The sequence below is a fragment of the Photorhabdus khanii NC19 genome, from assembly GCF_000517265.1.
Lineage (GTDB): Bacteria > Pseudomonadota > Gammaproteobacteria > Enterobacterales > Enterobacteriaceae > Photorhabdus > Photorhabdus khanii.
Genome location: NZ_AYSJ01000002.1, coordinates 967667 through 981114 on the forward strand (window position 1 = coordinate 967667; position 13448 = coordinate 981114).

Annotated in this window: 1 protein-coding gene and 3 pseudogenes; 3 read left to right on the plus strand and 1 reads right to left on the minus strand. The window is 51.1% G+C overall.

The window, feature by feature from the left end; translation table 11 throughout:
- Together PTE_RS23340 and PTE_RS04040 are read left to right on the plus strand one after the other, a co-directional pair.
- A pseudogene (locus tag PTE_RS23340) lies at positions 1-94 on the plus strand (RHS repeat-associated core domain-containing protein); the annotation flags it as partial.
- Positions 94-345, plus strand: a pseudogene (locus PTE_RS04040) (hypothetical protein); the annotation flags it as partial. The pseudogenes PTE_RS23340 and PTE_RS04040, both read left to right, overlap by 1 nt.
- Before the next feature lie 143 nt (positions 346-488).
- Here PTE_RS04040 and PTE_RS04045 read toward each other — a convergent pair.
- Positions 489-875, minus strand: a pseudogene (locus PTE_RS04045) (nucleotidyl transferase AbiEii/AbiGii toxin family protein); the annotation flags it as partial.
- 1794 nt (positions 876-2669) lie between these two features.
- Between PTE_RS04045 and PTE_RS26300 the strand changes: the two are divergent.
- Positions 2670-13448: non-ribosomal peptide synthetase (locus PTE_RS26300; RefSeq protein ID WP_051477149.1), on the plus strand; the 10779-nt coding region annotated here is incomplete at its 3' end.

Consider the following 13448-nt stretch of genomic DNA (forward strand, 5'->3'; position numbering starts at 1 on the left):
TTATGCGGGCCAATATTTTGACAACGAGACCGGGCTGCATTTTAATACGTTCAGGTATTATGCCCCGGAAATTGGCCGGTTTATCACGCCTGAATTGATGAGCTGAATTTGGTGCAGTTTATTGAAGCGGCACAGGAATTGGCGTTATATCCCGCCAATCTGCGCGCTGATTTGATCGCAAGACGTTGGGGGCAGATAGAAAATTATGCGCAAATAGTCAGAGATTATAAGCCGCAAATATTAGCGATAACGCTGCATCAGTTTTATGCAATGGAGTCCTCTCCCTCTATTTCTTTTATGACGGATGAAGAGCCAGAGTTTGTCAGTATAGAACCGTCGCTGGGCTGTAAGGCTCCGGTGAACTCACCTTGCGTTGTCAGATAACAATAAAATGGGATGTTAACTGAAGGTATTATCCGGCCAGGGGAGCAGCTCATTCAACCGATTGTTACATCTTGAAAGCAACGGTGTTGGTCGCTGGTGAATACAACTCCCTGTTGTTTCAGCCAGACCAAATCCCACATGTCACGATGACGAATATGCTTGGTTGTCGCAGGGAATGAAACCAGTTTATCCGCCATGATTTCTGTTAACTCTTCTACCAACACGATAGTTTCAGAGTAGCCATCAGGCAACACAGGGTAGTTGCGCGTTAATGGACGAGGATTCTTTGTATAGGCCGGGATGTTAGCGATCTCAATTTTGATGCGCTGCTTTGGCAAGTCCTTACGCTCTGGGGCTGTTGTGACAGAAATTTGCCATTTATCGATTTTCACATCGGCATATTCTGGCTCTTTTCTAAGTTCATTAGGTTCCTTTACGGTAACCTCAAAACCGTAACGTGCGCCCAGATAGTTTTCGACGCTCTCTTTAATCATACTCGCTTTTTATCTTTTTTGATGCTGTTTTACTGGCAATTTTGAACAATTCTTATAAGTCTCCCTCCTTTCTTTTATCTTCATAAATCAACCCGTAAATCGCCTGATGGTATAAAAATACCCTTTTATGTTTTTCGGATAATATTCTTTTTCTCGCTGATTTTTTAACTCTCTTTTAATGGTTAATAGATTTCGATTAAATATAATTAATATCCTTTTGAAAAATTTTACTTATGGTTAAATGCATTTTTTATATAAAATATTTAACACCTCTGTTTTCGTGTTTTTAAATGGTCATGGCATGACAGGTAAATATAAAATAAGCGGAGGAGAGCATTTTCGGTAAATGTATTAAACATGACAGGAAATAAGCCGTTTTTAGTGATTCTGTACCTTTTCAAAATCCGGCATTAATGGACGCCTGTTTTTTTATCCTTAGTTAATTAATCACCGAAAAAGCAGCTTTCTGATCGCCAAAAAAGGGAAAACAAGTAAAAAAAGAAAATGCACTACGTTTAAAAGATGACAAATTTTTTTTATCTTTAGTTACTGACAATAATTCTATGGCTCCATAGAAAACATTCGCTATTTCCTTTAAGACTTTTTTATAATCATCTGGAAAAGTGAAACTAATAATCACGTTCATATTGCTCTGGTAACTTATCGTCTGGCAGATCTATATTGTTTTTTTCTCCACCAGATAGAAGTTTTATCTGATCAATAATTTTATCTAAATCATTATTCATTTTTTCATCTATTTATAGCGTTTGGCTCTGTCTTTTCAATAGTTAAATAAATTTTCATAATTATGTTCCACTTCTAACCAGCCAGGACATACAGCTTTTTTATCCAAGCGGCCCGTGGAAACCGTAAGATAGGCTATAGAATTAATATTTAATGTGCCCACGGTAATCTTTCCATGGAAAATATTGATAATTTGATAGCGACATAATAAAACTATTCTAATGTGCGATTATTTATCTGTTTGAATGGGTAGTATAAAATGCGATATATTAAATCCCAAAAGGTGGTGATAAGAATAGGAATATTCTTTCCTTACTCCAATGCTAGTTCTTTCAGTTTTCGCGTAATGGTACTACGTCCCTAATCCAGCGGGCGTGCGGCATCCATGCTGACTAAAATTCTGCAAAATTTTACGGACTTTTAATTGTTCAAGGTACAGATTTAAATAAAAAGTTTTTAAATTTTTAAAAAGAGATTTACTTTACATTTAGGATATATTTTTTTACGCTTTTTGTCTTGGTTTCATTAAAATGGCTATTTTAGCGTAATAAATGGCATATGAATTTAGTTAATATTATTTTAATCTGATGTCATGTTATTGCATAATTGAGCTTGCAGGATTGTATTGTCAATATTGAATAATTTTAGTTGGATATTAATGGAGGACGGGTAAAATATAACATTGATTTAGTGTTTTTATATAATAAATGCAGTTGACGATTCCATTTTTAATTATGGGATTCAGTGTCAGATAATAAAAATGGCAGAAAGCCAAAGGTGCTTACCTAAAAATAGGAATGAAAAATAATATCTTATTCCGACGCGTAAGATGAATTGTTTATTCTATTATCAAGGGAATTAGCGCCGAAGAATTGTTGATTATATGGCTATTAATCGGGCTATGGCATCCCGCATCTGAGTATCTTGAATTAATGTCAGACGTGTCCGTTTTTATTTCTTGGAGGCAAGAAGTAAGAGAACAACATTGATGGTAACTGTCGGCAATGACGGTTTTCAAATTTCTAATAGGTTCGTTGAGGTAAGTAGATGAAAGATAACATTACTAAAATGGGAAGTGTTTGTAAAACTGGACACCTCCTTCAGAGGTCAGAAAACATAACCGCCGCAAACGACGCTTCACAACCGACTCAAAATACAAAGAATCTCTCCCAGGCGCTTACACCCAGTGAATCATTCTGGTATGAGCGCCTTGCCGCTTTGCAGCCATTCCAGTTACCTTTCGAAACTGCCGGGGATCAGGCAGAACCCAGATGGATAATGAGTGCCTGGCAGTCTCCGTTGCCAAAAAAAGGTGAAGAGGACCCATTACAGGTACTATTGCAGGCATTCGTTATCTATCTTGCGCGTTTGACTCAGCAGACCGAATTCCAAATCGGTTGGGGCGTGAATGAGTTAAATGAGACACCGGCAGATCTGGCGCCTGTGGTGCCTATGGCTGTTGCGGTGGCGTTTGATAAGCCGTGGGGAGCGGTAGCTGACTGGGTTGATGATGAGCTTGCCCGGTTGGCGCAGCACCGGACATTTAGTCATGATCTCCTTATCCGCTTGCCTTCATTGCGGGCTATCCCGGCGCTGACAACCCACCGGCCGTGGCAGATCGCCGTCTCGGTGATACAGGATGATCAGGCGGCGCTTGGTGAATTGCTGACGCTCCAGGTGAATGCACAGGGCGGTTTTCGCTGGATATACGATGAAAACCGTTTGAGCGAGGAAGTGGTTCTGCGGATGAGCGAACATTTGCAGGTGCTGGCTTCGTCAAAAAGGCAGGGTGAGGAAATCCCCGTCGGACAGCTTAATGTGTTGCCTGAGGCAGAACGCAGGTTGTTGCTGGAAACCTGGAACGCCACGGAAAACCCTTATCCTGATCCGCTATGTATCCATCAACGGTTTGAGCAACAGGTAGAGCAGGCTCCAGAGACCCCGGCGTTGCAGTATCAAGAGCAGACCCTCAGTTACGCGGAATTGAATAGCCGGGCCAACCGTCTGGCCCATCAACTGATGGCGCAGGGTGTCATACCGGACCAGCGGGTGGCGATTTGCGTGGAACGCTCTCCGGCGATGGTGGTGGCTTTGCTGGCAGTACTGAAAGCCGGTGGGGCCTATGTGCCACTGGATTCAACCTATCCGGGGGAACGTCTGGCGTATATCCTGAATGATACCGCGCCGACAGTGGTATTGGCTGATGTGACCGGGAGGGTGGCGCTGGGTGAAGCCGCGCTGGCGGGGCTGACGGTACTGGACCCAAATATCCAGCCAGACCAGCCGGACAGCAATCCGCGGGTTCCGGCGTTGACGCCACAACATCTGGCATATGTGATTTACACTTCCGGTTCAACCGGGCAGCCGAAAGGGGTGATGGTAGAACATCAGGCTATTTATCACCGGCTTCTGGGCTTTAATGAGACCTATGCCGTCACCGCACAAGACCGGGTGTTGCAATTTGCCGCGTTTGCCTTTGATGTTTCAGTGGAAGATTTTTTCTCGTCATTATGCAACGGGGCCACGCTGGTTCTTCGGGATGATAGCTGGCTGGCGTCGGTACGGGAATTTATTGCCTTAACCCGGCAATATCATATTACGGTGACTTCTTTGCCAACCTTATTTTGGTCGGAACTGGCGGCCAGAGAGACAAGGTTACCGCTGCCGGATTGCCTCCGGCTCATTATCATTGGCGGTGAGGCGGTCAAAAAGAAAGCCGTTCAGGACTGGTTTACTCATGAAACCCACCGGCCCCGGTTATTGAACGGTTATGGTCCGACGGAAAATACCGTGACGGTGACCTATAAGGACGTGTTATCTCCGGTAGATGCGCGTTCTATCGGCAGGCCGGCTAAAAATGCCCGCATCTACCTGTTGGACAGAAATGGGCAACCGGTTCCAATCGGCTGTGTTGGCGAAATGTATATTGGCGGCGTCGGGGTGGCCCGGGGTTATCTTAACCAGCAGGAATTGAGCGCAGAGCGTTTTATACCGGATCCTTTTAGCCCAGTAGCGGGTGCGCGGATGTATCGCTCCGGGGATTTGGCCCGTTATCTGCCTGATGGTGATCTGGAATTCTTGGGCCGTAACGACCAGCAGGTGAAGATCCGCGGCTTCCGGGTTGAGCTGGGGGAAATTGAAACCCGGCTATTGGAATACCCGGCGGTGCAAGAGGCGGCGGTACTGGCGCTGGATGGCAGGCAAGGCAAACGTTTGGTTGCCTATGTGGCGGCGCAAGTGCATGAGGGATTGGCTGCTCATTTGCGTGCACACTTGAGTACCATTTTGCCTGACTATATGATCCCGGCGGCTTTTGTGCGTCTGGATACCTTTTCGCAGACCCCGAATGGCAAGTTGGATCGCCGGGCATTACCGGCACCGGGGGAGGAAGATTTTGCCCGGCAGATGTACGAAGCCCCACAAGGGGAGGCAGAGATCGCCATTGCTGTTCTTTGGCGTGAGTTACTGGGTATTGAGCAGATCAGTCGGCATGATAGCTTCTTTGCGCTAGGCGGGCATTCATTGCTTGGCGTGCAAATGATTGAGCGATTGCGTCACCGGGGGTTGACACTGGCGGCGCGTGATCTGTTCCAGTCGCCGGTGCTGTCAGATCTGGCCCAAATGTTGGGGCGACATCAGGCCGTGATAGTGCCGCCTAACGTGATTACACCGGCAACCACGGTGCTGACGCCTGAGATGTTGCCGTTGATTGATCTGACTCAGCTTGACATTGACCACATCGTCGGACTGGTGCCGGGCGGGATGGCGAATATTCAGGATATCTATGCGCTGTCGTCGTTGCAGGACGGTATCCTGTTTCACCACGTGTTGGAAAAGGAAGCCGACCCGTATCTGGTGCTCTATCCGGTGGCCTTTGCTAATCGCGCTCTGCTGGACCGTTATCTGGCGGCGGTGCAACAAGCGGTTGATCGCCATGATATTCTGCGTACCGCCTTTATCTGGCAAGGATTATCTGTGCCGGCTCAGGTGGTTTGGCGTCAGGCGACTTTGCCAGTAACTGAACTGACGCTGGACCCGGCTGACGGCTCCGTCATTGACCAGTTAATCCGGCGTTTTGACCCGGATCACTATCGTCTTAACTTGAATCAGGCCCCGTTATTGCATTTTGTCATCGCCCAGGAAACCGATGGCCGTTGGTTTTTACTGGAATTACAGCATCACCTAATCGGTGATCATGAAACGATGGAAGTGATGCACCGTGAAGTGCAGGCTTGTTTTACCGGGCAGGAGGACCGTCTGCCGGCTCCGGTACCGTTCCGTAATTTGGTGGCGGAGGTTCGGTTGGGGGTGAGTCAGGCCGCCCATACCCGTTTCTTTACCGACATGTTGGTTGAAGTGGATGAGCCGACGCTACCGTTCGGGTTGACGGAGGTGCACCGTGATGGCTCACAGGTAACGGAATCCTACCGGATGCTGACGAGCGTGTTGAATGACCGTTTGCGTAGTCAGGCGCGGCGTTTGGGTGTCAGTCTGGCGGCATTGTGTCATCTGGCTTGGGCACAGGTGTTATCGTGTACCAGCGGACAGGAGAAAGTGGTGTTTGGCACCGTGTTGTTTGGGCGCATGGCGGCGGGAGAAGGGGCTGACAATGGCATGGGGCTGTTTATTAATACGTTGCCGTTGCGGTTGGATATCGATGAGACCCCGGTACGGGACAGTGTGCAGGAGGTACATCTGCGGTTGGCCGGCCTGCTGGCGCATGAGCATGCGTCACTGGCGCTAGCCCAGCGGTGCAGTGGCGTTGCCAGTGGTACGCCCCTCTTTAGCGCCTTGTTGAACTACCGGCATAATGAGCAGCCGGATCCGCTGGATGAAACGATGGTTGGGATTGAATTCCTGGGCGAACAGGAACGTACTAACTATCCGTTTGGGCTGTCGGTGGAGGATGGCGGCTGTTCTTTGGGGTTGACTGCTTATGTAGTGCAGCCGTTTGATCCGGACAGGATATGCGGTTATATGCAACAGGCGTTGGAGAGTCTGGCGGAGGCCCTTGAGCAGACACCGGAGACACCGGTACGGGCACTGAACATCCTGCCGGAGACAGAACGCACGTTATTGTTGAAAACCTGGAACGCGACGGAAACCCCCTATCCTGATCCATTATGTCTCCATCAATTGTTTGAACAACAGGTGGAGATAACCCCGAATGCCACAGCGCTGATGTATCAACAGCAAACCCTCAGTTATGCGGAATTGAATGCCTGTGCCAACCGGTTAGCCCATCAACTGATGGCGCTGGGCGTGACACCGGGCCAGCGGGTGGTGATTGGCGTGGCCCGTTCCCCGGCGATGGTGGTGGCGCTGCTGGCGGTGCTGAAAGCGGGTGGGGCTTATGTGCCGTTGGATCCGGCTTATCCCAGCGAACGGCTGGTGTATATTCTGAATGATACGGCCCCGTCTGTGGTTCTGGTTGACGCGGCTGGCCGGGCGGCGCTGGGGGAAGAGGCGCTGGGCGGGCTGACGGTATTTGACCCGAATACTTTGCCGGACCAGCCGGACAGCAACCCACGGTTACCTGAGTTGACGCCCCAGCATCTGGCGTATGTCATCTATACCTCCGGTTCAACCGGGCAGCCGAAAGGGGTGATGGTAGAGCATCAGGCGGTGTATCAACGTCATTTGGGGCTAAATGAGACCTATGCCATTACGGCGCAAGATCGGGTGTTGCAATTTGCCTCTTTTGCCTTTGATGTTTTAGTGGAAGAGTGTTTCTCGTCATTATGTCGNGGTGCTACGCTGGTCATGCGGGATGATAGCTGGCTGGCGTCTATGCGGGAATTTATTGATTTATCCCGGCAGTACCGTATCACGGTGATGTTTCTGCCGGCGTCGTTTTGGTCCGAACTGATGACCGGAGATAATGGGTTGTCGCTACCAAATACGCTCCGATTAATGGTTTTTGGTGGTCAGTCGGTCAAAAAGAATGCCATTCAGGCATGGTTTACCCAGCAAACCCACCGGCCTCGGCTATTGAACGCGTATGGCCCGACAGAAAATACAGTGACGGCGACCTGTAAGGAGATATTGTCTGCGGAGGATGTTCGTTCCATCGGCCGGCCGCTTAAGAATACTTGTGTCTACCTGCTGGACGGAGAGGGTCAACCGGTACCATTAGGTGGCATTGGCGAAATGTATATTGGCGGCGTCGGGGTGGCGCGGGGTTATCTTAACCGGCCGGAACTGAGCGCAGAACGCTTTATGCCGGATCCCTTTAGCCCGGTATCTGGGGCGCGCATGTATCGCACCGGGGATTTAGCCCGTTACCTGCCGGATGGTGACCTGGAATTTCTGGGCCGTAACGACCATCAGGTAAATACNTGCGGCCGCCGGGTTGAGCTGGAGGAAATTGAAACCCGGTTGATGGAACACCCGGCGGTGCAGGAAGCGGTGGTGCTGGCGCTGGATGATGGACGAGACAGACGGTTGGTCGCCTATGTAGCGGCGGAAGCGCATGACGGGTTAGTTTCCCGTTTGCGTGAACATCTGAGTGTCTTGTTGCCTGATTATATGGTCCCGGCGGCTTTTGTACGTCTGGATGCCCTCCCGTTGATGCCGAACGGTAAGCTGGATCACCGGGCGTTACCGGTGCCGGGGGAGGAGGATGTTGCTCGTCAGGTCTATGAAGCCCCGCAAGGGGAGGTTGAGATTGCTCTGGCCGCTATCTGGCGTGAGTTACTGGGCATTGAGCAAGTCAGCCGGCATGATAATTTCTTTGCGCTGGGCGGCCATTCGTTGTTGGCGGTGCGGATGATGAACCGGATAGCGGCGTTAGGTATCGAACTGCCCTTGAGCACGTTGTTTGAAACGCCAACTTTAATGGCCTTTGCTGAGGCAATACATGCCCAGTTTGATGAGCAGCGCAGGCTATTGCCCGTCATCATGCCAATATCCCGTGAGGGGGTGTTGCCGCTGTCATTCGCACAGCAGCGTCTGTGGTTCCTGGCCCAGTTTGAGGGGGTCAGTGATACCTATCATATCCCGATGGCCTTGCGCTTGTGTGGTCAACTGAATATCGCTGCCTGGCAGCAGGCGCTTGACACGTTGTTTGCCCGTCATGAAGCATTACGTTCTGTCTTCGTCTCCGTTGACGGTCAGCTACAAGTGCAACTGTTGAGTGCGGACAACGGCTTGCCTTTATCTCAGCATGACCTGCGTGGGATACCGGATGCCGAAACTATACTTGAACACCTGAGCATCGGGGAAGCCCGCACGTCATTTGATCTCAGTCATGGCCCACTTATCCGTGCTTCGCTTATTCGGCTCACCGATGATAAATACCAGTTTTTGCTTACCCAGCATCACATTGTGTCGGACGGCTGGTCTGTAGGTGTGCTGATACGTGAACTGAGCATGCTCTATACGGCTTTTCTGGCGGGGCAATGTGATCCTTTGCCACCGTTGATAATCCAATATCCTGATTACGCCGCCTGGCAACGCCAGTGGCTGTCGGCTGAACGGATCCAGTCTCAATCGGACTATTGGCGTACCCTGCTGGCTGATGCGCCGGTACTGCTGGATTTGCCAACCGATCGACCACGCCCTCTTCAGCAGTCGTTTGCCGGGGATGTGATGCTCATCGATCTGGATGCGGAATTGACGCAATCCCTTAAGCACCTGAGCGAACAGCAAGGCGTCACGTTATTCATGACCCTGTTGTCCGCCTGGGCCACGGTCTTGTCGCGTCTGTCAGGTCAGGAGGATGTGGTTATCGGCACACCGAGCGCAGGCCGCAGCCACCAGGAAATAGAATCCTTGATCGGTTTCTTTGTCAATACGCTGGCCTTACGTATCGATTTATCGGGTGCGCCGAGTGTGATTGAGTTGCTGGCTCGTGTGCGGCAAACCGCACTGGCGGCACAGACGTATCAGGATCTGCCGTTTGAACAGGTGGTGGAAATTGTGCAGCCACCGCGCAGACTGGCGCATACCCCGCTGTTCCAGGTGATGTTTACCTGGCAGAACAATGAGAGCCTGGAATGGGGACTGCCCGAATTGGCCGTCTCACCTGTTGATCTTGTTCTGGACACCGTCAAGTTTGATCTGGAACTGGCACTGTCTGAGGAGAATGGCAGGATTGTGGGGGCTTTGAGTTATGCCACGGCCCTGTTTGATCAACAAACGATCGAACGCTATGTAGGGTATCTGCACACGGTACTGCAAGCGATGGTGGCTCATCCTCAACAGCCCGTTGGGGAAATTGATATTTTGGCGCCGGCAGAGCGCAGGCTATTGCTGGCAACCTGGAACGCCACGGAAATCCCCTATCCTGACCCGTTGTGCATTCATCAGTTATTTGAACAACAGGCCGGGAAAACGCCGGATGCGACGGCACTGGTATATGAAGACCAGACGTTCAGCTATGCCCAATTGAATGCCCGTGCCAACCGGCTGGCGCATCAACTGATTGCGTTGGGCGTAGAACCGGATCAGCGGGTGGCGATTTGCGTGGCGCGTTCACCGGCAATGGTGGTGGGATTGCTGGCGGTGCTGAAAGCGGGCGGGGCTTATGTGCCGCTGGACCCGGATTACCCTGGGGAACGCTTGGGGCATATTTTGTCTGATGCTTCACCGGCTATTTTACTGGCCGATGTAGCCGGGCATGCAGCGCTGGGCGAAAACGTGTTTACCGGGTTGACGGTGCTTGATCCGAATGAATTGCCTGACCAGCCGGATAGCAATCCGCAGATAGCTGAATTGACCTCACGGCATCTGGCGTATGTGATTTACACCTCTGGCTCGACCGGCACACCGAAGGGGGTGATGGTTGAACATAGACAGCTGGTTAATCAAATTACTGCGTTGAATACCAAGTGGTTGTTTAACGCATCTGACCGTCTATTGCAGTTTTGCAACCCTGCTTTTGACGTTTGTGCCTCTGAAATATTTTGCGCGATAACGCAGGGTTCAGCCGTCGTCTTGAGGACAAACCAGTGGACGTTCAGTGCGCAGGAATTCTGGCGTTTATGTGAGTCTTACAAAATTACGTACATTGCGATACCTGCCCAATTTTGGCGAATAATCTCTGAAGTGAATGAAGGCGATATCTATCAGGGCCTAAGAATAATTTGTATTGGTGGGGAAGCGATATCTGATCATGAGTTAGAACGCTGGTTATCGGTTCACCGTGAATATCCTGTTCTGGCGAATTGCTATGGTCCTACCGAAGCCACGATTACCACAACGATATCCTGTCTGAATGAAATGGCAGGACAAGCCAATATCATTGGCCGGCCACTGCCAAATACGCGAGTTTACTTGCTGGATGTTTACCGCCAGCCGGTGCCGCTGGGGGTGACAGGCGAAATCTATATTGGCGGGGCGAGCATTGCCCGCGGTTATCTCAATCGGCCTGATCTGACTGCCGAAGGTTTCGTCACTGATCCCTTTAGTGATGAGCCTGATGCCCGTATGTACAAAACGGGAGATTTAGGTTGCTATCTACCGGATGGCAATTTAGCATTCCTTGGCCGTAATGATCAGCAGGTTAAAATCCGGGGCTTTCGTATTGAACCGGGTGAAATTGAAGTTCGTTTGACAGAACACCCAGCAGTACGTGAGGCTGTTGTGTTGGTACAGGGTGATGGGGAAGATAAACGCCTGGTTGCCTATGTGGTGGCTCAGGCGAAGGATAGGCAGGTTAACAGCTTGCGTACCCATCTGAGTGCCATTTTGCCTGATTACATGGTGCCAGCGGCCTTTGTGTATCTGGATGCCTTTCCGCTAACGCCTAACGGTAAGTTGGACCGTCAGGCATTACCGGCACCGGGCGAGGACGCTTTTGCCCGTCAGCGTTATGAAGCGCCGCAAGGGGAGATGGAAACGATGTTGGCGGCGGTCTGGTGTGAGCTGCTGGGGATTGAGTGGATTAGCCGGCATGACAATTTCTTTGCGCTTGGCGGTCATTCGCTGCTCGTTGTACGAATGATTGAACAATTGCGGCGTATCGGTCTGGGGATATCGGTGCAAACGCTATTCCAGCATCCAACACTCCGGGTTTTAGCTCAATCGCTGGCTCAACATCGTGAAATCTCGGTGCCTGACAACCGCATTACACCGGACATTGTGGCGTTGACGCCAGACCTGCTGCCGTTGATTGACCTGACTCAGGCTGAGATTGACCGTATCGTCGGTCAGGTTCCGGGCGGGATTGCCAATATTCAGGATATCTATGCCCTGTCGCCGTTGCAGGATGGCATTCTATTTCACCATCTGCTAGCGAACGAAGGTGATCCCTATCTGTTAACCAGTCAGATGGCCTTTGCTGACCGTTCTCTGCTGGATTGTTATCTGGATGCGGTGCAACAGGTGGTTGATCGCCATGATATTCTGCGTACCGCTTTTGTCTGGCAAGGATTATCCGTGCCGGCTCAGGTCGTTTGGCGTCAAGCTCCTTTATTAGTGACTGAATTGACGCTGGATCCGGTTGATGGACCGGTTAGTGATCAACTGGCTCAACGTTTTAATCCCCGTCATTATCATCTCGATTTGGGCCAGGCGCCTCTGCTGCGTTTTGTGGTGGCGCAGGAGACTGATGGCCGCTGGATGGTACTGCAATTGCTGCATCACCTGATTGGTGACCATGAAACGATGGAAGTGATGCACCGTGAAGTGCAGGCCTATTTTTCCGGACAAGGGGACAGCCTGCCTGCGCCTGTGCCATTCCGTAATCTGGTGGCTCAGGCCCGGTTGGGCACCAGTCAGAAAGTGCATACCCGTTTCTTTACCGATATGTTGGCGGAGGTCGATGAACCGACACTGCCGTTCGGGCTGGCGGAGGTGCACCGTGATGGCTCACAGGTAACGGAATCGTACTGGATGCTGACGGCCGGGTTGAATGATCGTTTGCGTAGTCAGGCCCGGCGTTTGGGTGTCAGTCTGGCGGCGCTGTGTCATCTGGCCTGGGCACAGGTGTTGTCACGTACCAGTGGGCAGGAGAAAGTGGTGTTTGGCACCGTCTTATTTGGGCGCATGGCGGCGGGAGAAGGCGCTGATAGTGGCATGGGGCTGTTTATTAATACGTTGCCGTTGCGGTTGGATATTGATGAGACCCCGGTACGGGACAGCGTGCGGATAGCACATTTACGGTTGGCCGGCTTGCTGACGCATGAGCATGCGTCACTGGCGCTGGCCCAGCGGTGCAGTGGGGTTGCCAGCGGTACGCCTCTCTTTAGCGCCTTGTTGAACTACCGGCATAATGAGCAGCCGGATCTGCTGGATGAAACGATGGCTGGGATTGAATTCCTGGGCGGACAGGAGCGTACTAACTATCCATTTGGGTTGTCGGTGGAGGATGACGGCGCTTCTTTAGGGCTGACCGCTTATGTAGTGCAGCCGTTTGATCCGGACAGGATATGCGGTTATATGCAGCAGGCGCTGGAGAGTCTGGCAGTGGCGCTTGAGCAAGCCCCGGAGACGCCGGTGCGGGTGCTGAACATCCTGCCTGCGACGGAACGCACATTGTTGCTGGAGACCTGGAACGCGACGGAAACCCCTTATCCTGATCCATTATGTCTCCATCAATTGTTTGAACAACAGGTGGAGATAACCCCGAATGCCACAGCGCTGATGTATCAACAGCAAACCCTCAGTTATGCGGAATTGAATGCCTGTGCCAACCGGTTAGCCCATCAACTGATGGCGCTGGGCGTGACACCGGACCAGCGGGTGGTGATTGGCGTGGCCCGTTCCCCGGCGATGGTGGTGGCGCTGCTGGCGGTGCTGAAAGCGGGTGGGGCTTATGTGCCGTTGGATCCGGCTTATCCCAGAGAGCGGTTGGTGTATATCCTGAATGATACGGCCCCGTCC